The organism is Pantoea sp. App145, from assembly GCF_047947045.1.
GTDB lineage: Bacteria > Pseudomonadota > Gammaproteobacteria > Enterobacterales > Enterobacteriaceae > Pantoea.
Genome location: NZ_CP133292.1, coordinates 257,750 through 281,135, shown reverse-complemented (window position 1 = coordinate 281,135; position 23,386 = coordinate 257,750). Strand labels below are relative to the sequence as shown.

General features: G+C 47.0%; 27 protein-coding genes. 16 read left to right on the top strand and 11 right to left on the bottom strand.

The genetic code is table 11. From position 1 onward, the window contains the following. Nucleotides 1-200 precede the first annotated feature (200 nt). The 3 genes from RCF31_RS24245 to RCF31_RS24235 all read left to right on the top strand — a co-directional run bounded on the left by RCF31_RS24245 (nucleotide 201) and on the right by RCF31_RS24235 (nucleotide 3,093). Nucleotides 201-977, top strand: coding sequence for a diguanylate cyclase domain-containing protein (locus tag RCF31_RS24245; protein ID WP_416413871.1), 777 nt, complete (start codon nucleotides 201-203; stop codon nucleotides 975-977). A gap of 58 nt (nucleotides 978-1,035) precedes the next feature. Further along, nucleotides 1,036-1,911, top strand: coding sequence for a putative bifunctional diguanylate cyclase/phosphodiesterase (locus RCF31_RS24240; protein ID WP_416414167.1), 876 nt, complete (start codon nucleotides 1,036-1,038; stop codon nucleotides 1,909-1,911). Nucleotides 1,912-2,796: 885 nt separating this feature from the next. Continuing rightward, the gene (locus RCF31_RS24235) at nucleotides 2,797-3,093 is read left to right on the top strand and encodes a hypothetical protein (protein ID WP_416413869.1); all 297 of its coding nucleotides are present in this window, start codon (nucleotides 2,797-2,799) and stop codon (nucleotides 3,091-3,093) included. Nucleotides 3,094-3,316: 223 nt separating this feature from the next. Here the strand turns inward: RCF31_RS24235 and RCF31_RS24230 are convergent, their stop codons facing one another. The 4 genes from RCF31_RS24230 to RCF31_RS24215 form a co-directional block, all read right to left on the bottom strand. Then, nucleotides 3,317-4,207: a methyl-accepting chemotaxis protein gene (locus RCF31_RS24230; protein WP_416413868.1), complete on the bottom strand. Its 891-nt coding sequence runs from the start codon at nucleotides 4,205-4,207 to the stop codon at nucleotides 3,317-3,319. 8 nt (nucleotides 4,208-4,215) lie between these two features. Further along, nucleotides 4,216-4,740, bottom strand: coding sequence for an MCP four helix bundle domain-containing protein (locus RCF31_RS24225; protein WP_416413866.1), 525 nt, complete (start codon nucleotides 4,738-4,740; stop codon nucleotides 4,216-4,218). 620 nt (nucleotides 4,741-5,360) lie between these two features. Then, nucleotides 5,361-5,636: an EAL domain-containing protein gene (locus tag RCF31_RS24220; protein WP_416413865.1), complete on the bottom strand. Its 276-nt coding sequence runs from the start codon at nucleotides 5,634-5,636 to the stop codon at nucleotides 5,361-5,363. A gap of 7 nt (nucleotides 5,637-5,643) precedes the next feature. Next, the gene (locus RCF31_RS24215) at nucleotides 5,644-6,048 is read right to left on the bottom strand and encodes a hypothetical protein (RefSeq protein WP_416413864.1); all 405 of its coding nucleotides are present in this window, start codon (nucleotides 6,046-6,048) and stop codon (nucleotides 5,644-5,646) included. A gap of 1,931 nt (nucleotides 6,049-7,979) precedes the next feature. Here RCF31_RS24215 and RCF31_RS24210 point away from each other — a divergent pair. Then, nucleotides 7,980-8,210, top strand: coding sequence for a KTSC domain-containing protein (locus tag RCF31_RS24210; protein WP_416413863.1), 231 nt, complete (start codon nucleotides 7,980-7,982; stop codon nucleotides 8,208-8,210). A 406-nt stretch (nucleotides 8,211-8,616) separates the two neighbouring features. On the opposite strand, the gene RCF31_RS24205 is transcribed toward RCF31_RS24210, so the two are convergent. Both RCF31_RS24205 and RCF31_RS24200 read right to left on the bottom strand, forming a co-directional pair. Beyond that, complete coding sequence (locus RCF31_RS24205; protein WP_416413862.1) at nucleotides 8,617-8,820, bottom strand: hypothetical protein; 204 nt, start codon at nucleotides 8,818-8,820, stop codon at nucleotides 8,617-8,619. A gap of 457 nt (nucleotides 8,821-9,277) precedes the next feature. After that, complete coding sequence (locus tag RCF31_RS24200) at nucleotides 9,278-9,412, bottom strand: PerC family transcriptional regulator (protein ID WP_416413861.1); 135 nt, start codon at nucleotides 9,410-9,412, stop codon at nucleotides 9,278-9,280. A gap of 328 nt (nucleotides 9,413-9,740) precedes the next feature. Between RCF31_RS24200 and RCF31_RS24195 the strand changes: the two genes are divergently transcribed. The 3 genes from RCF31_RS24195 (at nucleotide 9,741) to RCF31_RS24185 (ending at nucleotide 12,744) form a co-directional block, all read left to right on the top strand. Continuing rightward, nucleotides 9,741-9,956, top strand: a complete 216-nt coding sequence (locus RCF31_RS24195) for a DUF2767 family protein (RefSeq protein ID WP_416413860.1) — start codon at nucleotides 9,741-9,743, stop codon at nucleotides 9,954-9,956. A 567-nt stretch (nucleotides 9,957-10,523) separates the two neighbouring features. Continuing rightward, entirely contained in the window at nucleotides 10,524-12,239 is a 1,716-nt protein-coding gene (locus tag RCF31_RS24190; protein ID WP_416413859.1) for a GGDEF domain-containing protein, read from the top strand. A 163-nt stretch (nucleotides 12,240-12,402) separates the two neighbouring features. Then, nucleotides 12,403-12,744, top strand: a complete 342-nt coding sequence (locus tag RCF31_RS24185; RefSeq protein ID WP_416413858.1) for a TolC family protein — start codon at nucleotides 12,403-12,405, stop codon at nucleotides 12,742-12,744. Between the two features lie 317 nt (nucleotides 12,745-13,061). Here RCF31_RS24185 and RCF31_RS24180 read toward each other — a convergent pair whose 3' ends face one another. The 4 genes from RCF31_RS24180 to RCF31_RS24165 all read right to left on the bottom strand — a co-directional run bounded on the left by RCF31_RS24180 (nucleotide 13,062) and on the right by RCF31_RS24165 (nucleotide 16,156). Then, the gene (locus RCF31_RS24180; protein ID WP_416413857.1) at nucleotides 13,062-13,718 is read right to left on the bottom strand and encodes a GntR family transcriptional regulator; all 657 of its coding nucleotides are present in this window, start codon (nucleotides 13,716-13,718) and stop codon (nucleotides 13,062-13,064) included. A 74-nt stretch (nucleotides 13,719-13,792) separates the two neighbouring features. Beyond that, nucleotides 13,793-14,116: a putative quinol monooxygenase gene (locus tag RCF31_RS24175; RefSeq protein ID WP_416413856.1), complete on the bottom strand. Its 324-nt coding sequence runs from the start codon at nucleotides 14,114-14,116 to the stop codon at nucleotides 13,793-13,795. 4 nt (nucleotides 14,117-14,120) lie between these two features. After that, a complete protein-coding gene (locus tag RCF31_RS24170; protein WP_416413855.1) occupies nucleotides 14,121-15,218 on the bottom strand; it encodes an isocitrate/isopropylmalate dehydrogenase family protein in 1,098 nt (365 codons plus the stop codon). A 68-nt stretch (nucleotides 15,219-15,286) separates the two neighbouring features. Beyond that, the gene (locus tag RCF31_RS24165) at nucleotides 15,287-16,156 is read right to left on the bottom strand and encodes an N-acyl homoserine lactonase family protein (protein ID WP_416413854.1); all 870 of its coding nucleotides are present in this window, start codon (nucleotides 16,154-16,156) and stop codon (nucleotides 15,287-15,289) included. 210 nt (nucleotides 16,157-16,366) lie between these two features. On the opposite strand from RCF31_RS24165, the gene RCF31_RS24160 reads away from it, so the two are divergent. The 9 genes from RCF31_RS24160 (at nucleotide 16,367) to RCF31_RS24120 (ending at nucleotide 22,623) form a co-directional block, all read left to right on the top strand. After that, nucleotides 16,367-17,338, top strand: a complete 972-nt coding sequence (locus RCF31_RS24160; protein ID WP_416413853.1) for an SMP-30/gluconolactonase/LRE family protein — start codon at nucleotides 16,367-16,369, stop codon at nucleotides 17,336-17,338. Between the two features lie 67 nt (nucleotides 17,339-17,405). After that, a complete protein-coding gene (locus RCF31_RS24155) occupies nucleotides 17,406-18,752 on the top strand; it encodes an MFS transporter (RefSeq protein ID WP_416413852.1) in 1,347 nt (448 codons plus the stop codon). Continuing rightward, the gene (locus RCF31_RS24150) at nucleotides 18,749-18,961 is read left to right on the top strand and encodes a hypothetical protein (protein ID WP_416413851.1); all 213 of its coding nucleotides are present in this window, start codon (nucleotides 18,749-18,751) and stop codon (nucleotides 18,959-18,961) included. The genes RCF31_RS24155 and RCF31_RS24150 overlap by 4 nt, the downstream gene beginning before the upstream one ends. Next, nucleotides 18,925-20,136: an MmgE/PrpD family protein gene (locus tag RCF31_RS24145; protein ID WP_416414166.1), complete on the top strand. Its 1,212-nt coding sequence runs from the start codon at nucleotides 18,925-18,927 to the stop codon at nucleotides 20,134-20,136. Before RCF31_RS24150 ends, RCF31_RS24145 begins: the two co-directional genes overlap by 37 nt. A gap of 1,053 nt (nucleotides 20,137-21,189) precedes the next feature. Further along, the gene (locus RCF31_RS24140; protein WP_416414165.1) at nucleotides 21,190-21,384 is read left to right on the top strand and encodes a phospholipase D-like domain-containing protein; all 195 of its coding nucleotides are present in this window, start codon (nucleotides 21,190-21,192) and stop codon (nucleotides 21,382-21,384) included. Nucleotides 21,385-21,433: 49 nt separating this feature from the next. Continuing rightward, on the top strand, nucleotides 21,434-21,814 hold the full coding sequence (locus RCF31_RS24135; protein WP_416413850.1) for a hypothetical protein: 381 nt from the start codon (nucleotides 21,434-21,436) through the stop codon (nucleotides 21,812-21,814). Between the two features lie 45 nt (nucleotides 21,815-21,859). Further along, nucleotides 21,860-22,084: a hypothetical protein gene (locus tag RCF31_RS24130; protein ID WP_416413849.1), complete on the top strand. Its 225-nt coding sequence runs from the start codon at nucleotides 21,860-21,862 to the stop codon at nucleotides 22,082-22,084. A 21-nt stretch (nucleotides 22,085-22,105) separates the two neighbouring features. Continuing rightward, nucleotides 22,106-22,402, top strand: a complete 297-nt coding sequence (locus tag RCF31_RS24125; RefSeq protein WP_416413848.1) for a DUF1173 family protein — start codon at nucleotides 22,106-22,108, stop codon at nucleotides 22,400-22,402. Beyond that, nucleotides 22,399-22,623, top strand: a complete 225-nt coding sequence (locus RCF31_RS24120) for a hypothetical protein (RefSeq protein WP_416413847.1) — start codon at nucleotides 22,399-22,401, stop codon at nucleotides 22,621-22,623. The genes RCF31_RS24125 and RCF31_RS24120 overlap by 4 nt, the downstream gene beginning before the upstream one ends. A 2-nt stretch (nucleotides 22,624-22,625) precedes the next feature. Here RCF31_RS24120 and RCF31_RS24115 read toward each other — a convergent pair whose 3' ends face one another. Beyond that, nucleotides 22,626-23,231 carry a hypothetical protein gene (locus RCF31_RS24115; RefSeq protein WP_416413846.1) on the bottom strand — a complete coding sequence of 202 codons (606 nt, stop codon included), beginning with the start codon at nucleotides 23,229-23,231 and terminating at the stop codon, nucleotides 22,626-22,628. Between the last annotated feature and the right edge of the window lie 155 nt (nucleotides 23,232-23,386).

Below are 23,386 nucleotides of genomic sequence, written 5' to 3'. Positions count from 1 at the left end.
ATCAGACAGTGTCAGTATCATGAATATCGTTACACCTGACAGCCGGGCAATGCTCTCATCTGAAATGAAAGCAGTCGATAATAAAGGGGGTCGTTTGTGAAATCCGATTCACCGATGGTAACGGCGCAGTTTTCCCGGAATCCGTTCTGATATTACCCGTTCGTAGTAAACAACTGAAATGCCTGTGGATGATGCTCATCATGGACATCACGGCCGATATAACACAGTTTAATAAACTCAATCAGCATATTACGTATTTATCCCAGCTTAACTCCGAGCTGAATCAGCATGCTATCGTCGTCATCACTGAGGCACGCGGGATTATCATAAACGTCAATGATAAGTTTTGTGAAATATCACAATATACCCGTGATGAGTTGCTGGGGAACACACATCGCCTTATTAACTCGGGATTTCACGGGCGTGATTTCTTCAAAGAAATGTGGAAAACGATAAAGAAAGGTCAGGTCTGGAAAGGTGAATTTTGTAACAAGAGAAAAACAGGGTCTCTGTACTGGGTTTATACAACGATCGTGCCTCTTCCTGGCGCGAATCATCGTCCATCAGGGTATATAGCCATTCGAACCGATATAACCTCAAGGAAAAATGCTGATAATAAGATTTACACCATTGCCTTTTATGATGCGCTGACCAGCCTTCCCAACCGTCGATTTATTATGCAAACTCTGGAGGATATAACCTCTCAGACACATGACGAAAAGGCCTTTTATGCATTAATGATAATCGACCTAGATCACTTTAAAGAGGTCAATGATACCTCAGGACACAATCAGGGAGATGAACTGCTCTGTCAGGTAGCAGAGCGTCTGAAGCTATTTTCCGGAGGTAATATCCTTGCTGGCCGCCTGGGCGGGGATGAGTTTGTCGTTCTGGTCCGGACGAATGGCCATGATCATAGCACTGCGGTCATGAGCAGCATAAAATTTCCAATAAAATCAGGGAAAAACTTAGTTTGATTTAAATACCGATGGTCTGTCTCTGCGCTGCACGGCCAGCATTGGGGTTGTGGCATTCATGACCGGGAACGTCACACCGTCCGATGTGTTAAAACAGGCCGATATAGCCCTCTATAAAGCAAAAAACCGGGGGCGCAATCAGGTGTGTATTTTTCAGCCTGAATTTCAGATCGAACTGAATTATCGGGCACAAAAAACAGCGGACCTAAGGGATGCGCTGATCCAGCAACAGTTTGAACTTTATTATCAGCCTATCGTTGATTGCTCACAACGCATCATTGGTTATGAAGCGCTGCTTCGCTGGCACCGTCCTGGATTTGGTACAATACCACCAGATGAGTTTATTCCCGAACTTGAGAGGTCAGGTCTTATTACTGAAACGGGCCGCTGGGTACTGCAGGAAGCCTGCGCCAGGCTGGCATATCTTGAGAAACACAGCCGCCAGCCGGAAATCACTATGTCGGTCAATGTGAGTGAGAGACGACTGCAGTCGCATGACTTTGTGGAAATGGTCCGTCGCGTAATAAAAGAGTCCAGCGCCTCTCCCCGGTTACTGCGACTGGAGCTGACAGAAAGCATGCTGCAGAATAATGTGGCGGAGTCTGTTGTTAAAATGGAGAAACTGCAGAGTGATGGTGTGAGCTTTTCTCTTGACGATTTCAGTACAGGATATTCATCGCTAAATATCCTGCACCGTCTGCCTGTTAATTTCCTTAAAATAGGCAGAACCTTTGTAAGTGCGATGATAAATAATGAATCCTCACTTAAGATTATTGAACTCATTACCGGACTAGCATCGGTATTATCGATAAAAGTTGTTGCAGAGGGGGTGGAAACCGAAGAACAGTTCAGATTACTTAATGCAATGCACTGTGATTATTTTCAGGGATTTCTTTTTGGTCGCCCTTCTCCGGCACCCCATAATAAGGCCTGATGCTTCTCAGCACGTGACGGAGCTATACCGCTGTCAGTGCTGTCTGCCTCCGGTTGTGAATCATCCTGCCAGTACGGGATACAGTGCTTTCAGATACAGAGCTTCACACAGGTGGAACCCTGAATCTGAATATTGACACACAGTACTGTGACAGAGGCTCCGTCACAGTATGGTCATGACAAACACATATGTACATGATTCAATATATTCTTCTGGAAAACTGGATATTCATAGCCATCAACATCCATTACGGGACCAGCCATGTCATTAACACAGATAATTACATTGAAACCCCCAGGGGGTAAATAAAATACCACCCCTATATTTACAAAATAACAAGCTTTTGGTTTTCATGGGTGTTTTCATCAGCATAGTTCGGATGTATAATCTCTGAAGCGACACCTGCTGGATTATGTAATTAATTCTTTTCCATAATTCACAATGTTAAGGCTGTCTGAAAACACTTTTACCTTATCAGAAAATGCCTGACGACACTTTTCATTTAATTAAGGTGCGCCGCTATTTATAATGGCGGTTTTTTTAAAACCTTTAGTGTCGTATCGGATTAGAGCAGTGATCAGCTTCCTTTTGCCATTATCTGTATGTGCCACTATCCGACTAGGCCACGGTAATACAGGTGATTAGAAAGTGAAGTCTGAAAAAATGTGCTTACATCCCTTGATAGCTGAGCGAATGGCACTATAGCTGACAGTATCTGATCATTCCGGAAAGCGAAAAGCCGCGACGCATACCGATTGAACATCGCACAGCTGATGTTATAGAGCATCAGGTCTGATTAAGCATTTTCAAAACGCTGCGGAGGAGGTAGTTATCCGGCTTCCTCCGCCTCAGGTTTAACTAACGCTGAATATCTGGAGGCCCGTCATGTACAGTATTACTGTACCGGCAGATCGCCGTAAGTATCCTGTCATCGCTGATGAAAGCGTGATGGCGGTCAGGATGAAGCTGGACAATTCACGCCTGTCGGTCAGTTATACACAGATCCCTGGGGGCATTTTACCGGTCGTCGGTGTCGATTTCTTCAATGAGAAAGGGAAACTTTATACCCTGAATTATCATCTGCCGCCTGACACGCGTGAACAGACGGACCGCAGGGTGTCGCTTCTGATGCGTCTGATTGAAAAAGCGGCCAGCCAGGAATCGGCGGGTATGTCCGGTTGACATTTATTATATACAGCCATGACTACAGATGCGGGAATTATACATAGTTCCTGATATAGCGGACAGGAGTAACGCCACCCCTCAGGTGGTGCTACTCCTGCTGAGGATTAGACTTACCCTGACTTATGCTGTAACACGTTCAGGTGTCCGAACTGGATTAAGAGGGACCCGGTTGTCTGCAGGGATCTTTGCAGAATTACGTCCTCTTTCAGTCCCACTATTTTCATTTCTGTCCTGCAGAACGAATACCCGTATTACTGTCAAGAAGCTGGGAGGCCTGCTCTTTCAGGGCGGCACTCGCAGCTGAGGATTCCTCTACCAAGGAAGAGTTCTGCTGGGTGGTTGTGTCTATCTGTCCCATAGCAAGGTTAATCTGGCTGATACCGTTACTTTGCTCATTACTGGCTCGGGCAATTTCATCAACCAACTGCTGCAGGCGTGATACGTTTTCCACGATCTCATGCATCCCATTGTCTGCCTGAGACACCATCTCGCGGCCACCGGTTATTTTACTCACCGCGTCGGTTATCATATCGCGGATGTCTTTTGCTGAGGCAGAACTGCGCTGTGCCAGAGTCCTGACTTCTCCTGCCACTACAGCAAACCCTCTCCCCAGCTCACCCGCCCTGGCGGCTTCAACGGCCACATTTAACGCGAGGATATTGGTCTGGAAGGAAATGCCCTCTATCACGGTAATGATTTCCGTCATTTTATCCGCGCCAGCATGAATGGGGTCCCTAGCAGCAGAGACCTCATGCTTACGCTCACTGTTTGCACTGACTATCCTTCCGGTTCCGCTGAAAAGTACGTTGGCTTCCTGTGCATGCTGGGCAGTGTTGGTGACGGTAGACGTCAGTTGCTCAAGCGTGGCAGCCGTCTCCTCAACACCTGCAGCCTGTTCTTCCGTTCGGGCGGCCAGGTCCTGATTACCCACGTCAATTTCATCAGTCGCGAGCGCAATACTTTCAGCACTTTTCCTGACGTGTCTGACGGTGCTATCCAGTGCCGTAACCATCTCTTTCAGCGAAAGCATCAGCTGACCAACATCATCCTGGGATGACACAGGCACCGTTATGGTCAGGTCGCCCTGAGCACCCCTGGCGGCTACCGTCACCGCCTCTTTCAGCGGTCGGGTAATATGCGGGTAATATACCAGGCAGTTACAGCGCCCAGAGACACACCCAGAACGACAAACAGCACCATCAGCAGCTCAGTAACACGTGAGGATGTGCGGATTCGGGTATGCGTGTCATCAATGAGCTGCTTCTGGAATGCCAACAATGACTCAAGGTCCTGATGGTATGCCTCAGTAACCGGAAGAAACTTTCCGGAAAGGAAGTTATCCGTATCCCTGTGTTCCGCTTGCGATGTCAGGGAGAGTCCTTCGCTCCGGACCGAGAGATATTTTTTACGCACCTCGAGGATTCTGGTAAAGCGCTGCTTACCCGTTTCCAGATTAAGTAGCGGGGCCAGCCGGGACTGTACGTCAGCCGTCATTGCTGAATCTCGTATTATCTCATTCAGGAGTTTATCACGCAGCACCGGGCTTTGCGTCGCCATCGCAGTCATGGTGTTGCCATTATTGCGATCAACAAGGGAGAGCCATTCCTCAACCAGACGCTCCTTCAGAAGATCCTGATTGATCATGGTATCGACCTGCTGCACGTTTGTGCGGGTGAACAGTAACGCGCTCCCCCATCAGAAACATGTGAAACAGAATCAGGAAAAACCCCGTACTCAGGCGGGTACCTACCCGCATATCTTTTATCTTCATTTCGGATCCTTATCAGTTTATCGGGCTGAAGGAGTTGAACTGAACTGCTATTAGCGGTGATTGAAAGAAAGAGGCCGCACGAGTCACAACCCTCCATGATGTTATCGGTAACACTCTGTTTTTCTATAATGACCAATTCTGCGAACCTTACCGAATTCACTTTGACCTTAGGCTTAAATATTTCCTGGGTTAGCTCATATGGGAGCCCCGATCGAAGAGGCATATCAGCCGCAATTGCATTTTGTCCTGGCTGGTGCATTGTGCTGATATTTCAGTCTGTTTACGGACCCAGCCGGGAGCATATTAAATCCCGCTTTTATGGACATGTATCATCAGACAATCGTCTGAAGATAAACGGCATGACACGCTTACCGCGCTTACTTTGACGCGTATCATGCCGTAAGTTAGAGGCAGAAATCTTCGCCCATTACCTCAAGTACCGACAGCAGCATTCTGAAGAGCCACTGCGAGGATTTTTGCTTAAATAAGGTAATTACGGCAAAATTGATTTTCTGGCTGTCCAGACTTCCCCCTGGAGACCATCAACGTTTTTGTTAAGAAGAAAGTTAAAATCATTACCGTTGTTTACTCCATCTACGATGGTTCTTTTTCCGAGTCTTTTTATATCCTGAACCAACTGGAAAAAATATTTTTCTTTATTTTTTCTGTTAAGAATGTTATGGAAGGAATGTTTATCTATTTTAATTCCTGTGAAGTATGTGAGTTCGCTTTCGGCAGATTTTAATTTTGATACGTTGAGGTCGCCCATCCAAAGTTCAATTCCGTACTGCTGGAATATACTGAAGTCTTTGGGGATATTGCTTTTTTCTCCTGACTTCATGAAACTGAAATGAAATTATAGAAAGTTCAGACACTTCCCGGAGAACATCATGATTTTCTGCCAGGAAATTTAGAAGATCATCATCAATTTTTATGATGATTTTAATATTCTGAATAAGATATCCGGCCTGATATCTCTTCACTTCAAGCAACTGATCGTTGAAAACTTCAATCTTTTTTTCCTGGGACACCCCTGAAAAAAGGTTGTCGGGGATAAACTCGTCATAATCAGGAGATGCAAGAGGCCGGATTATGAGTTCGTATGAGACGATATCCTGTCTGAAATTCACAATAGGTTCGTATTCATAGGTAAGCATAAGTTTCTGATTAATAATAATCATAAAAGCCTCTGGAAAGGTAGATTACTTTAAAACGGAAAACATAAATCGGAATCCGTACTGGTGCAACGTTCCTCCTGAAGAGCGGTGCGATTGCTATAAATACTTCTCAGAAAAAATTGCATATGGCCGTTCAGAGGGCAGTGAATAACCGGGCTCCAACAACAGCGGCATATTTTTCCTGGAAAATGAGAATATATATATACTTCATAAGTGGCTATGAGAAATGGTGTGCCCATCACTTACGAACACAACTTTCGCATTCCTCTGATGAATTTATAGTTCTCATCTTAGAACATAACATTATCATAGTATGAATGACATTATGAGTTACCGGCAACAGTCATATGTATGATTATGCAAACCTGAAAAGAAATAGCAATTATATTTTCCCGGGCAATGACTAACTCATTACATAAAATAAATAGTTGCAGTAATTGATAAGTACAACATTGGTTTATATCAGTTAACAAGATGCGCTTATCCTGAATTTTTGCTACTGCCAGGTCCCGCTCATGAGGTGCGTTGTCACCGTTAGTTAACATAGCTCCTGTAATCGGGAGTAGCAGTTATAGGTCTACCAGAATATGAATCGATGGATACAATATGGAGGGGAAGTTGTTCGTATTCATTTGTTTAAATCACCTAACTTATTGATAAACTATATAATAGCGAGATTGATTCTTGGCAGTTATTATTCGGTAGGTCAGAAAACTATAGCCTGGAGGATTCGGATGAAATTACCCCCAAAACATTACCGATTATTATCTAAACTGGTGGAAAGAGAGTCCATCCCTGTAGGTTTAAGCCCTTTGGCCATGGAGAAATTACTTGCGCAGAACCTGGCTGAGCTATGCTTCGACTGCCCAAATCCCTCGCAGAAACAGGGTTACCGTATCACAGAGTACGGACGTAAATTACTGGATGAGTATAACGAAAGAGTGAGGGTTGATCGGCTTCATGGCCCCTGGCAGGGCAGAAGGAATAGTAGTTAAATGCGCTTTCAATTACAGGAAGAGCAGAAAAAACTTGCCAAGTAGTGGATAATGCCAGATTTTTTACTTAATGAAAAACTTTATTTTTTCTTATTCAATATCAACAGTTAAGACACTTTCGCTATTGTTGTTGAATTAGATAAAAGAGATGAGAAGGAATCCAGACCGTCACTGTCAACTGTCAATATGTTCCTTCAAATACCTATTTAATCTCAGCAAGGATTGAACGGAATACTCGATCATTCCGGGCGTCTTTTAGTGCTCCCGGGACATCAACACTCTGTATAAATCAGCTAAAAATTTTAGCCGAATTGTAATTTTTTTGACTAGCCAGCCGATAACGTCAGTATGGTCAGTGTTAATGGCCATATATAAGTGAACAGATCTTTCCCTGTGTTTTTTTAGGGGCTTGAATGGCCCCGTTTTTTTACTAATTCAAATGATTGGTAAATGATTCATCCCTTCTTGTACAGTTTTGTCGAGGGAATCAGGACGACTATGGTAAAAAAGATGAGTTTTCATGCTTAAACCAAAATGGGTTATAGTGCCTCTGGCCAGGACCTGTAGTCGGTGATAACCCTGGCTTTCTGTATAATACCGACATATAAGTACATTGTGTTGCAGTTAATAAGCATGTAGCAGTTCGGGGGGCTTTTTAATCCGGGCATGCCCTCCAGTATCTGCACTTTCATCTGTAAATCATGCCATTATAGTTCTTTCCCAGTGTTGAAATATCCTCAAAACGTGATTGCACTGTCTTCAGCACATCAGGCATATCGTAGCCATGAAATGGATGTGGGGAACTCTTTTCCGAAGTTGCCATGCTGGGTGATCACCTGCTATATGACCGTCAGGTAATATGGTAAAGTATTGATAAATTATATTCGTGCGGATGTTACGCGGTGACACACCCGATCAGTTACAACAGGGCATCCAAGTGTGAACAGACATGGTATCACTTCCGGGATTTTTCTCAGCGCAGGCTTCGATCCAACCTCAGGCATACTCGAACTGGAGTATCGTAACGGCACGTGTAGGCGCTGGTTAGCGGTACCGGCGCGTCTTTACCAGGGATTCTGCGCCCCAAGTGACCCGGATGCCTTTTTTCGCAGCCATATTGACGGACACTTCTTTTCACTGCATGGAGCAAGTGGGCTGCAGCATCGTTGAAGAGAGTGGTATTCCTTACAATGGCACCACTAAACGCCCAAAAGCTCACTTCTACTATGCCCTGACTGTAGCAACCTCGTTCCGATAACGAGTCATCTGACTTAAGGGATGACCTTCCCCATAGTGCGTGAGTAAACTGCGTCGACCCGCCACGCTCAATCCTATGTACAGCAAGTAGGATGTGAGAGTTTAGTAAAAACTTCAGAACGGTCAGGTCTTGGCAATCGATGAAACGTAAAAGCCCACATGCAAATTGGAGCTTGTGGGCTGATGCGCGAAATTAATGACTGGAGTACAGAATGAAAATCATCAGAATTTTTAAAGTCTAATAATTAATTTTATTCTCTGCATCACGTTAAATCAGCAGAAATCATCAATTCTGTGGGAAATTATTAGTGTGAAGCATTTACTCCTGGCTATCACCTTTGCCGAATACTATTCTGAAGAAGGGATCCTTTTTAATGACCTTTCCTCCTTTTTCGCAACACATCGATGCCAGCATAAAAAAATCATCCGTATTTATATCAAATGCGAGCTCGATTTTTCTGCCTTTGTTTTTTATTATCAGTTCTTTAGCTTGCGAAACTGATGTGGCTATTTGTACGGTCATAACATTCCCCGGATAAATGAATTACCACCTACCTTTTATAGGGTGAATATGACAACAGTGTGACATGCTTGTATTATCAGAGTTTATGACTATATCTCCCTGACAACTTCCTGCCCCCTCAGTACAGGATTTGTCTACAGAGGTCAGAAAAAGATAAATGTAACTGGACGAGGTATGGGTTTCTACATCAATGAGCAACAGAAGCAAATAAATTCGGTACCGTAACTTTTTAATCCAGAGAAAAATGAAAGGCGTACAGGGCCAGAAAGATATACTATATCATCACCCTGATTTGCGCGTTGTATTATTTGTTTTTCTTAACTGTTGTTCTCAGTCGCCTCCCTTTACGGTCAACTACAATGCCCATTTCACTTTCCATCTTACAGACTGCCTGACGCAACTTATATTGTGGTTCAGCTATGATTGAAGTAGCAGAGTGTCTCGCCTTTCTGAGGCATTAATTTAGCTTATTAATAGCGACTTCGCGTTCTGTATCGGTTTGGCACTTTTTTACCACCTCCCCCCAGCATTGGGCCGCTCGCCTGTATAACCCTTTTGACTCCAACTCCTCTGCTTTAGTATCCTTTATCATTCATCATCCCCGGTCATGTTCCAGAATAACGATCACCCCAAATCTGACCCGGGGTCACAGCTCCTTCATTGGCAACAGGGTTTATATATACCTTCCCGAAAGTTATTGATCAATGCCAGAATATCGGCAAATCGGTTTGCCTCCGTACACCTGAATCAGGTGTCTACCGGATGGAACGATTATCCCGTGCAATTGTGCTCTCTTCATTAGGTTTTTTATTAACTCGCCTTTCAAAATAATACTTTTTGTCTGAATTTTTTTCTTGGAATTCATAAGGTAATGAAGCATCATCCAGATGTGGCGCCAGAATTTACTGAATGAGGTGAACGTGTCTGCTTTGAGCAAACAGCTTGAACAAAGTTTTGATGATGCCTGCCAGATAATCGGGCAGGTAGCCATACAGAAAGCTGCCAGGGGAGAGGAAACCGATCGTCATTCTCTGGTGGAGGAAATAAAAAAACTGGCAAAGCGGTACAATGCGCTAACGGGAGAAGAACATCAGGCGATGAGAATGGCAATTGAATCTTTAGAGCGGCCATTTTGAAAATTAATAATGGCTTATCCTGAATTTAACCATTTAAAAAACTATTTTTTTGCATTTTAAAAAATATAACGCTGTCCGGTATATGTTTCAGCCGGACAGCAGCCTGGTGTCAACAGCATGCTTAAATACATCCTTCAGGACAGCTCATATATGATACTTCCTCGCCGTATGGCTGGGTCTGGCGGGCGAGAGTTTCCGTCCGTCTGAATGTGACATTTATGTGTCATAAATACTTCACTCCGGGCGTCTTTCAATTACGTAACGGACTTCCGGAGTTTACTCAACACGACCAATACGACGAGATGCCTCCCGATGTCCGCATGAATCCGTTTTTGCAACAGAATCCGAATAAATGACAAAATTCAGGTGCGGGTGAATTTTATTCACCGGATAGATTCAGATTGCGCTATCTTGCCGGGTGCCGGTGAAGTTGATGCTTTCCGGTACAGAACTACATATCAGATTTGGTAACTGTTCTGTTGTACAGGCATGAAGAGTTTACAGTTTATATATTCTTATTAATCAGGTGGTCAAAGTGATAGTGCATAATAAAGAGCGGGTTATGAAATGAATACGGGCGTCCTGACATCTGACCATGGACGTCTTTCCCGCCGTCTGGGTTGGTGGGCGGGGGTCGTTATTATCCTGTCCGGCGTGATGGCCGGCATTATTCTCAGAGGAACCGGGCAGGCCGCGTCAGAGGCAAAACAGAATGCGGTGGTCATTCACGAATTATATCAGTTACTGAACGCAGCTAATTTATTAGCCGCAGAGCGCGCACCCTCAAATATTCTGCTGGGAATGGCTGGGGACGATCAATCTGAGGCACTGAATAAATTAAACGCGGCAAGACGACGGACGGATATCGCGCTGAGCCAGGCGGCTCCCTACATCCCCGGTGCTCAGCTTTTTCTCCTTCAGCAAGGTCTGCAACATGCCCGTCATCAGGTTGACACGACGGTAGTTCAGATAAAGCCTGACCCAGCCAGACTCCAGGGTACGATAAATGCCATGTTTGCGGTTTCAGATACCCTGCACGATATTGCCATGATCAAAGCCGCAAAATGGTTCGATAGGGATACCTCGCTATCCACTCCCGTACTTCGGGCTATCGCGCTGACGGAGCTTCGCGATACCGCTGGTCGAATGGGTTCCTGGTTAATTGCTCCGGTTCAGACCCATACTCCGCTGTCGGCATACAACCTGCAGGGACTGTACCGGGCAGACGAGCGGGTCCACATACTGTGGAGGCTACTTACGCCAGCGGGCGCTTTTCCTGTACCGAGCAGCGGGATGATACCGAGCACACCTGCCGAAGCACGCGAACGCTTTTTTAAAGAAGGTCGCCCACTGATAAATCAACTTATGCAAGAAGGCCTTTCAGGTTCGGGGAGATATTCCCTTTCCGCCGTTGAGTTAACGGAACACTATCAGAGCACGCTGTCGTTACTGGAGCGCTGGCAGTATGAATATATGATGCATCTCCTTGCGGAGTATAACCACCGCGCTGAAAAAGAATCGGATTTGTTTTCGCTCATTATTTTCACCATGCTGCTCATTACAGGGCTGACTTCGGGTGGCGTTTTTATTGTACAGTTCCGTATTCTGCGCCCATTGCTGGCCGCGCGGAAAATGATTGTCGGACTGGCAGATGAAAGTGGTGTTCCTGTCAACCCCCCGGCAAGGGTAAGAGAACTGGATCTACTCTTTCATTCCATTGATATTCTCAGAGTCCGTCTTGAAGAACGCGGCGAGCTAACCCGCCGGTTACAGTATCTTGCTGAAACTGATGAACTGACCGGTTTATTCAACCGGCGTGCATTTGACCTGACGGGTGAGTCATGGATTTCCAGGGACCAATCGGGCGTTAATATCTTTCTAATCATCATGGACCTGGATCATTTTAAATCAATTAATGACAGGTATGGGCACCCGACAGGTGACAGAGTTCTGATATCGGCTGCTGACGTTATCCATAACCAGATCCGGGAAGGCGATATCGCAGCCAGAATGGGGGGTGAGGAGTTTGCGGTTATCATCAAAGGGAAAAAAATAGCAGAGGCCAGTGCTCTTGCTGAACGCATCCGGAAAGAACTGCATAATCTGGTTGTTTCTGCGCCGGACGGGGAGCAGATAAAGATTTCATCTAGCTTTGGCATCGCCGGAACGGGTCAAGGTCAATCCTGGCTGCAACTGATAACAGATGCTGATTCAGCGCTTTATAGAGCGAAGGAGCGCGGAAGAGACTGTATTGAAATTCATACGCCGGAACAACAGGACTAACTCAGAATTTTCTAGCCAGTCACTCAAAGGCAGAAACCAGGGAGCAGCGTGACAGGCACAGCACGCAGGAGAGGCAGCTCCAGTAGGAAAACTTTGCCGGGCTGGAGCTGGATATTTCGTTAAATGACAGGGCTGCTGCACATCAGAGCAGTCGCTGCTGCGCGTGCAGGTCGCAGTACAGCATCACAGACTTACGGTTCACGATGCGCATCTGGCCCTGATTCAGCGTATCGACCAGGATCTCCGTCAGTTGGATACCAGCTGGAAGCAGTACGATATTGCTATTCTGGCGGTATCCTTGTCTAAAAATAACCTTGAAATTGAGCAGGAAAAACTTCGGGCTGACCGCTCCGATACATTTGAGGTCACTCGTTTTGAAGCTGATTTGAAAGCCACGGAGCTTCCCCGACTAGAATCGCAGATGTCGTATCTATCGGTACTGACAGAAGTGCATTTTGCCATGAGTACAACGCTTGACACCTGGGAAGTGTTATTAAATGACTGAAAGAAAGAGCCGTAAAGTACGGTGATACTAGGGCTCCCAGCGCACTGGCTGTTCCAAATTCAGAGAGAGTGGCCAGCATCATCACTGTGATACAAAACAGCCATACACTTCCGAGCAAAATAAGAGAGTCAGTTTCAGATATGATTGCTCCCGTTACGTAAACCGGATACGTCGGCTACACCCATGTTGTTATTTGATTCCCGTACGGTAACTTACTCTTATGCTGCATGGTAATTACCCGTTATGCCTGTTAACTGGATTTGTCATAATCCGCGACAATGAATCTGTTCCCTGCCTTATGATTGGCAGAAAGCTTACTACAGATTGGTTAGCTTAAAATTATGCAGAATGGAAAGCAGCTCTTTCCTGGCACGATCGCGATGTTCTTTCTGTATTTTTCCCGCCTGGACCACGTTCCCTTCGCGCAATGCCGCGATAAGTTCTGCATGCTCAGAGGTTGATTGGGTTGGTTTACTGCGTAACCGTAACGTAATCATTCTTGCCCGATGCGCACGATCCCAGAAGTTAAGGACGATATTTTTCAGCATTTCATTTCCGCACAGGTTAAGTAATTGTCGGTGGAAATGCTCATCGGCTATGGCCCACTTTTCCAGATCGTTTTGACTCAGCGCATCGGACATCTCCTGCACGGAAGACATCAACCCAGCCAGCTCGGCTTCCTCAAGGTGACGAGCGGCTACCAGCTCGGCGGCAGTGGCTTCCAGTGAGCTGATCACGATATAGATCTCCTCCATGTCAGCAGGCGTAATGGGCAGCACGCGCATACCATGACGTGGTATCACGCTCAGTAATCCTTCCTGCTCAAGGCGGATCAGGGCTTCACGAACAGGGGTTCTGCTCATTCCTAACAGGCTCGCTAACTCCTGTTCCGTGGCCTGCGTACCAGGAGGCCATTGATTGTCAATAATATTCTGGCGCATCTGTTGGTAAGCCACGACGGTCATCGATTTCATTTTCCTACTCCCTTCATCACGCATCCTCACGAAGAAAATACCTTTTACTACGGTCAGTTAAAATATAAATATCATCAGCGCAATATTGTACGCTGAAACCTGTCGATGCTTTTATCAATCACCCAGTTTTTATTTTCGTGTTCAAACTTTATAAAATAAGGCTGCTGTAAATGGCATTCAAAAGCCTGTTTATCTGCATAAACCTCATAAAGAAAGAAAACTCCCCCCGGTTTTTCACTGAGTTCAAATATCCAGCATCCCTGCTCCGCCTCTAGCGTTTTTAAAGCATTAACTTTCAGTGCCTGACGAAACGCATCGACAAACTCAGCGTGGATATGAAAGGAAACGGTTACGACATACCCTCCGCCATCAGGAAAATTATCAGCGCACCGATCCATAACGTTAATCTCCATTTTGTGTCAGATAAGAGATTATCGCGCTGGTCATCTCTTGCGTCCCTGCCCTGCCACCATACTCAACCGGGATAAACCTGCCGTCTGCAAGCGTTTTTTCTACCGCGGAGTCTATCATGCGGCCCTGTTTTTCAAGGAAGGGCAGATCGTATTTATCCGCAAGCCAGCGAAGCATCATGGCTGCGGATAAAATCATCGCACAGGGATTTGCCAGCCCCTGGCCGGCGATGTCGGGCGCTGTGCCATGAGCAGGCTGGAACAGGGCGTGTTTATCTCCAATATCGCCGGAAGGGGCCATCCCCATACCGCCAATCAGCCCTGCGGCCAGATCGGATAAAATATCGCCAAACATATTTTCCGTTACCAGCACGTCAAGATCCCACGGCCGTTTCAACATCTTCAGCGCCATTGCATCAACGTAGGCGTAATCATATGAAACCTGGCGATGCTGGCTGGCCGTCTCGGTAAATATTTTGCGGAAAAAAGCCATCGAAGAGATCACATTGGCTTTGTCCACACAGGTCACCATGGGCTGACTGTTTTTATTGCGCAGTGCCGCCAGCTTAAAAGCAAACTCTGAGACGCGAGAGGTGGCCTGACGTGATATTTTCATCCGGTCATAACAGACCTCGTCATTTTCGCTCTCCCCCCGACCCCTGGCATAAAACAGTCCTTCCGTTTGCTCCCTGATTAATACAAAGTCGATGAGTTTTGAACGTTCATCTTTAAGCACCTGCAGCCCCCCCGGAAACCAGCGTACTGGCCGGACTCCGGCATACAGATCCAACTCAATTCTTAAATCTAACTGGGGTATGACTTCAGTGCCGTCAGGGAACCTGACATCCGGCCAGCCCATGGCACCAAACAGGATAGCGTCCGCTTCCCTGCAGGCTGCCAGCGTGCTGTCAGGAAGGGCTATACCCGTATCAATGTAGTGTCGGGCACCGGCAGGATAATGAGTAAAAGCCAGTTCAACCTCCCCACCCATTTTATTGAGGGTATCCAGTACGGCCATCGCCGCTTCCATCATTTCAATACCAATACCATCGCCGGGTAACACTGCAATTTTCAGATAATTATCACGCATTGAAAATTCCTCGCCAGATTGTCCGCAACAGGAAAGGGAGCATAAAGCGGCCCCCCAATTCAGCTAAATCAGTCGTAATAGGCAGGTTCTTTTTTTAACTGTTGAAAGGTATTGTAATCATGGTTAATCCATAAATGACCGTGGACCTGTTTCAGTAACGTCTGTATTTTTTTGCGTGACGCTAAACTTGTCGGACGATCCTCATTATTCTGCGTGTTATTACTTTTAAGGTCGGCAACAAAGTGATACAGATCGCCAGAAAGAATAACCGGGCCCGTATTATGCAATTTAACCATTAACACACGAGAGTCAGGCGTATGCCCAGGAGTAGGAATAATAGTGACCGAACCATCGCCAAATACATCATAATTAACGTTATCAAGCAGAGTAATTGTTTTAGTGTTTTTCAGCGCAGTGAACATGGAGGGGTCGGTTGTTTCAGGTGGGTCCTGCGATAATAATTTATCATGCGTATATCTGGAGGTCAGCCAGGTATCCCCCGCAAACTGATAGAGATTACTGATATGGTCCCAGTGTGAATGTGAAACAGACACATAGGTGATATCATCAGGTTTATAACCAATCTGCGCCAGCTGCTTATTAAGGGGGATTGTGCCTTCCGCATAAAGTTTTTTCGGGGGAATTCCATCTTTTCCCCACAGATTATCCGCTATAACACCCGTATCCCAAAGTAAGGTTCCTTTAGTCGGATGTACAATCAGATAACAACCATCAGAAAGATTGGTTGGATGAATTTCGCCAGGCTTGTAGCCGAATTTCTGCAGATTATTATAGAGAATGACACCGCAGTCCATCACATACAATCTGATATTTTTTGGCTTTTCAGCAGATTGAGCAGTGGGAGTGATAATATAAAAAAGAAAAATGACCACCAGGGCTAATATTTTTCCTGACAGCATATTGATGATGCTTTTCATAACGTTCTACCTTCATTGTTTAAGTAGGGAAAGGCCGTAAAGCGTATTCTGTTTGATCGCTTTTTCTGTTTATGAAAATTCCAGCAAAGATCACATTTCAGCAACGTACCTATACTCTCGACAGGTAAGCTACTTACTAATACAGAAAACTAGTGTACATTAAGCAATGTATTTTACAACGTATACATTAACAAATACACGGTGATTTATATGAATCCTTTGATTAGCAAAGATAAAATTTCACGAAAAGGGAACGGGCTGCAGCGACCCGAGTGCGTACTTGCCACCCGGTCAGGAAATATCTACACCGCTGACTGGCAAGGTGGAGTTGCGCAAATCAGCCACTCGGGAGAGGCCTATCTCTGGCATGGCGACAAGATTGCAGGAACTACGCCCCGGCCAAACGGCATTGCCCTTTGCGCGGATGGAAGCTTTATTTTTGCCGAGTTGGGAGAAACCAATGGCGGAGTATATCGTCTTGACCGCTCAGGGCAGATCACTGCGCTACTGGACACGATCGACGGCGTACCTTTGCCGCCCTGTAATTTTCTTTTACTTGAAAAGTCAGGACGCATATGGCTGAGCGTCAGCACCCGACAAATCCCGCGTGCCAGCGCCTATTCCGGCGCTATCAGCGACGGGTTCATTATCGTGATCGATGGTCATGGGGCTAAAATTGCCGCTGACGGGCTGGGTTATACCAATGAAATGCAAATATCACCAGATGGTAACTGGTTATACGTCAATGAAACCTTTTCCAGACGGCTCTCCCGATTCCGTTTAGGGAGTGATGGCCTGCTGGCAAAAAGAGAGACTGTCGCAATATTTGGATCTGGCGTATTTCCTGACGGGGTCTGTTTTGACAGTGAGGGGGCCATCTGGATAACCAGTATCGTCAGTAATCGTATTATCCGGGTCCTGCCATCAGGTGAACAACAGCCCATTATTGAAGATGCCGATGAAGAACATATTAACTGGGTTGAGGCAGCTTTCGAAAGTAACAGCATGTCACGTCAGCATCTTGATAAATCGGCCGGCCAGTTATTAAAAAACATTTCCAGCGTTGCTTTTGGTGGAAAAGATCTAAAAACGGTCTATGTCGGATGCTTGCTGGATGATTGTGTCTACACATTTCGTTCGCCGGTTGCCGGGCTTGCGCCGGTACACTGGGAATACGGCTAATTCCGGGCCAGAGAATCACTCTTTGATGCTCTGAACAGACGAAAACTCAATATTATAGGTGATGTAAATGGATACAAACCGTTTTGCCACATCCCTGCAAAAAACCACAATGCATAAAGTCTCAATACGCATTGTTCCTTTTGCGATTATTGCTTTTTTAATTTCCTATATTGACAGAATTAATATTGGCTTCGCTGCGCTACAGATGAATGACGATCTTGCCATTTCCCCTGCGGCCTATGGTCTGGCGGGTGGCCTCTTCTTTCTGGCATACTGTTTTTTTGAGGTGCCAAGCAATATCCTGATGGAAAAGTTTGGTGCGAAAATATGGCTCACACGAATTATGATCACCTGGGGCATAATTTCCCTCTTAATGGCATTTGTGACAGGCCCTCATTCACTTTATCTTATCCGGGTGCTGCTTGGAGCCGCCGAGGCGGGGCTTTTTCCCGGCCTGCTTTTATACTTCACTTACTGGTTTCCCTCTGAATACCGTGCAAGGGTAATTAGCCTTCTTTTTATGGCTACGCCCATTGCAAGTATTATCGGCTCCCCTGTTTCCGCTGTTTTACTGGAAGCCGAAGGGTGGCTGGGTATGCATGGGTGGCAATGGCTGTTTATTGCGGAAGCTATCCCGGCCATTCTGCTGGGCGTTTTCACTTTCTTTTTTGTAGTCAATAAACCGGTTAATGCGAGCTGGCTCAGCACCGAAGAAAAAACGTGGCTGGAGTACAAAATTAACGAAGAGTCCGGAAAAAATGAGAAACATAATAAAAAAGGGTTCCTGAAGGCTCTGCTGAATAAAAACGTTGTGATTTTATCGCTGGTGTATGCCGGTTCTTCTTCCATCGTTAATGGCCTTACGCTGTGGCTGCCACAGGTGATTAAAAGTTTCCAGTTAAGCAATATGTATACTGGCATGATCAATTCCCTGCTGTTCTTAATGGCATCTCTGGGCATGGTCTGGTGGGGGCATCACTCCGATCGTACCGGCGAAAGATCCTGGCACACCTCTTTGCCTCTCGCCCTTGCCGCAATCAGTCTGGCCAGCTTCACGTTTTTCTCTTCTTCATTAACCATGGCCTTTATTGTGCTCTGCATTACTCTTGCTGCCACCTATGCTGCCAAAGCCCCCTTCTGGGTACTGGCCTCTAAACATTTATCCAGCAGTAGCGCTGCGGTCGGTTTAGCTGCCATTAACGCGTTAGGTAATCTCGGCGGATTTGGAGGAAGCTATATGATTGGCCTGATTAAGGGTCAAACCGGCAGCTTTACTTATGCGTTATGGCCACTGGTTATCCTGCTGGCTATCTCCGTTGCGCTGGTGCTCTACTTAAAAAAACGCAAAAGGGTGAAGACACACCCTTATATGACCATGCCATTAAAACCACCGAACAGAGGAGATAAACCATGACCGAAAAACATCTTTCATACAGCCGGAGACTGGCCGAATGGTTCTCAGCACTGGATTATACCGCCCTGCCAGCAGATGTGGTTGATAATACCCGCCTGAGAATACTGGATATTATTGGCCTCACCCTGGCAGGCAGTCACCTCAGTTACGGTCAGATTACTTTGAATACGGCATTAGCCATCGGGGACGTCCTGACAGCCAGATTTTAGGCTTTGGCCAGCGTACCGGTGTCGCATCGGCAGCGTTAGCTAATGGTCTGATGGCTCATGCCCTGGAATATGACGATACGCATAACGAAACGCTGGTACATGCCAGCGTGATCTCCGTCACCACCGCGCTGGCAGCAGGCGCACGCCAGCATGCAACCGGGAAAGATATTGTTACAGCTATTGCTGGCGGTAATGAGCTGTCCTGTCGTCTTGGCGTGGTCGCTCCTGGCGTATTACTGGAAAATGGCTATCATCCCACGGCAGTTATCGGTATTTTTGGCGCCACCTACCTTACCTGCAAACTGCTTAACCTGTCACCGGAACTCACCACCAACGCCGTCGGACTGACTGGAAGTATGACTTCAGGGAGTATGGCCTGCTGGACGGACAATACTCATGCCAAAACCATGCATCCGGGTTGGGCCGCACACAGTGGAATAATTGCCGCTCTGCTGGCACAAGAGGGCCTGACCGGACCTGGAGGCATTTTCGAAGGACACTGGGGATTTTTCAGTTCACATGTGCAACAACCCGACTACTCACTCCAGTTTTCCCGCTTGATGGCTGATATCGGTGAAGAGTGGGAAAGCCGTAACCTCTCCTTTAAACCCTATCCGGTGGGGCATGTCAGCCATCCTTTTCTGGATGCCATTCTCTATCTGCGACAGCATGAAAACCTGCGGGCCGCAGATGTGCAACGCATCACCTGCATTGTACACCCGGACTGGATCCCGGTGGTCTGTGAGCCTGCAGAGGAAAAACTTCATCCGAAAAGTGCCTGGCACGGCAGGATCAGCCTGCAATATACGCTGGCGGAAGCCTTGTATCATGGTCGACTGGATATTCACAGCTATTCCACCACATCCCTGACTAATCCGGACATTCTGGCGCTGGCGAAAAGAATCATCATTGAATCGGATCCACTGCCTACCAGTCGCAGGCAATTTAAAGGTTGGGTGAGCGTTGACACCCGGCAGGGAAAACATCTGGAAAGGATCGAAGAATTTAACCGGGGAAGTCATGAAAATCCCATGACTCAGAATGAGATAGTTCAAAAATTCCGGGTTAATACCCAGGAAATAATCAGCGAGGCCAGCGCAAACTCAATAATTGATGCGGTAATGAATATTGAGAAATGTAATGATATCAACGATATTATGCAGCTTATTCCCTGAGAGGATAATGAAAAACAAAAGCCTGGGCAATGTTGGCGTCCGGGCTTGCACTAAGGGTGCGGATCATGATCAATCGGAGTTTGTCGGTAACACAGGCTAGTGGTAACGACATATTGATAATAGACTGGAATGTTGCAGCAAGTTGAAAATTATCATCACTCCGAATTATTCATTTAAGAATCAGCTTCTCACCTTTAAAGAATCGCACTCCCCACCACATGAAAATAAAAAATTACATTAAAATCCTCTGGCGAAATCATGAATTTTCCTGATGAATATCAATATGGCAAGTGTCAGAACTTGATGAATTTGGAGAAACTTTCAGACAAACTATAAAGTTATTGAGAGTCCGACCGATAAATTGAACATGACCAGCCCCAAATAATTAAATATAAGTAAATAGCTTTTCCCTGTGTTTCCCGAGGCATATGGCCCCATTTTTCCCAGCCCCTTAAAAAAGAAGAATCCATCCAAACTATCCGAACATTTTTCTCTTTTCCCATGACCAAGCAGAATGTTGATCTACAGTAACTATAGTTGCTTAAAGATAACAGGAAGACGAACAGCACCACCCCCATAATTTCTCAACCCAGCAGAGCAACAATTAATTTCCAGCTAATCATATATCTCTCCAACAAATGATTTCAGACAAAAAATTATCGTTTTGCTCTGTACCGCTCAATCAGACTTAATTAACCAGGTCAGTTATCTTGGTGATATTGGATAGAATAAAATTTTAACCTAATAATAAAGTACGTACATACAACAGTGGTTGGTTTTCTGATCGGGGCGCATCTCCTCCTGAACTTATACTTACTGGGTGGTGTCAGAATACCGAGCGTGTAAACGATTCAGTTTCAAAACTGCTGTGCATATTATGTAATTGAGTGCTGCTGAATACAGATTTCCGACCTAAACCGGAATCAGAGAAATGAATACAAATGAAGGATTGTTGCTGGGAATTGCAGTGGTGTTTACCGTTACTGGCATTATTTCACAGATCAGCTCGCCTGTGCTGGCATTCCGGTGCGTCTCAGCAGCCGCTACAGCATTATGCATAACAAGTTTATCGTCACCGGCAATAACCTGGTTGAAACCGGCTCTTTTAATTTCACCGCGGCGGCCGCAAAACAAAATGCGGAAAATGTGATGGTGATAAACGGTGACCGGGCTCTTACCACACAGTATCAGGCTGAGTTTAACCGGCTGTGGAATGAGTCAGTGCCGCTTCCGTGCGACAGGAAATAACGGACTGCGTCAGGCAGGGATAACCGCATTCCGTGAGAGGAGAAATATTATGGGTAAAAAGGCAGCGTACTCCTTAAGATTTTCAGGCCTCTGGGGCGTATCGGAGATCGGCGGGGATTTTCTGCGGGATCGGGTGACCGACTGGCAGCGTTGGCTGAGGCACGCGCAGGATAATAAGCATACCACCGCCGTGACCTGCCAGTACCTGCCACCGGAAGGTGACGGGGTGAAACGACACGAACGACAGACGGCGATATACACCACGGACGTCGTGAAGGCGGACGATGATGGCGTGTTCGTGATCCGTCTGCCTACCGGGCTGCAGAAGAAATACGCCGGGGAGGAAAAAACGGCGGTACCGCATGAAGACGGGATCCTCAATGCAGCTGCCAGGGCTGCTGCATTCCCTCTGGGAGCTGTCGGGCATTAACCTGAGGCAGCCGGTGTTTGACCGCTGCCGGAAAGCTGGCTGCTGATGGCGCACAAAGGGACACCGCAGGCCGATGAAAATCGCGCCGCTGTCCGGAGGGCAAAAGAAGAATCCCGCCGGCTCCTTTTTGTCTCGTTGCTGGCCGGCTGGAGTAAGCAGGCAGAAGAACGGCTGCTCAGCACCCTGCCGCTGGGGCAATTTGCCGGATTCCCAGAGCTGATGCTGACGGAAGACGTGCGGGACCGGCTGCTGCGGAGCTTTTCGCGCTAGCTGGGGTACCGGCGCCGGGGCATGAAAGTGGTGGTGATCGCACTGGGTGAGCCGCCGGTGACGACCTTTCCGCTGGCAAACGGTCTGACGTGGCCTGCTGACGGCTGCACGCTCACAGATGTCGCGCTGATGACCGTCAGCCCGCGCTTTATTCCGCTGGACTCGGTGTATGAGGGGCTGGTAGAGGAAAAGCTGTGGCAGGAAAAATGTGCCTTCATTAAACCACTGCGCTATGACGGGGAGGATGACGTGTTTCCTGACTTCGTCCTCACGGACGTGCAGGGCACCGATGCCCTGCCGATGGAGGTGTTCGGATGAACTCACCGGACTATCTGGTGCTTAAGCAGAAGAAAATCGCGCACTATGACCGTGAGTACGGCGCAGGCCAGTGGTGGCAGTGGTGGCAGTGGTGGCAGTGGTGGCAGTGGGATGCGTCCTCTGATCCGGAAGGTAAAGCAATGCCTGAATTTCCGGCCGGTAGTGGAGCCACCGGAAGGATTCAACGCTCCAGGCCTCCGTACAGATGGCCGCCGGGCTAGGGTCAGTCATCTGCCTTCATTTCCCTCAGATAATCAAGGGTGGAGAGCAGGCAGAGCATATATCCGAACAGCTCGGTCCCCTCTTCGGCCAGGTTTTTTACCACCCTGGGGTACTCCTCTCCGGCCAGATGTCTCCACAGTTCACTCATGCCAAAAAAACGGGAGAAGACCAGTACCGTCAGCATACCCGCGCACATCATTCCCCATGACGGACGGGACATGAAATCGGCCAGGCCGTCCAGCGTCTGCTGACCGTGCCGTACCGCCTGGTATACTGCGTAAACCGATACGGCAAGGGCAAACCAGAGCCAGCTGCCGTGTGCCAGCAGGTCGAAGGCAAAATCCAGTTCCCGGATGAGAAGCACGATAAAAAAACCGGCCATAAGGAGCAGTGCCGGGCGACGTGGTTTATCCTGTCCTGCCCGGCGCATGAACAGTGAGGCAACAGCCAGTAATATCAGCTCCTGCATAATTTCAGTGACCGAACTCTCTTTCACTTCATCGCCCAGGACAAAGACGTCCGTGAGAAGTGCACCTATGACGAGCATGCAGCCGGCAGCGGCAATCACCAGCCCCCGTATTTGCGGATAAAAAAATCGGCCTGCCATAATATGCTCCGACAGATAAAGGGGGGCCATCATGCCTGTACTGTGGCCGGAGAAGTAATCATTTGATGCGTAATGTGCCGGTTTCTGTCAGTCCTGTTTCCGGATAAGGTCCGGTCGCGCAAAAACATTTCTTCGGTATACGGCAGCGCAGGGGC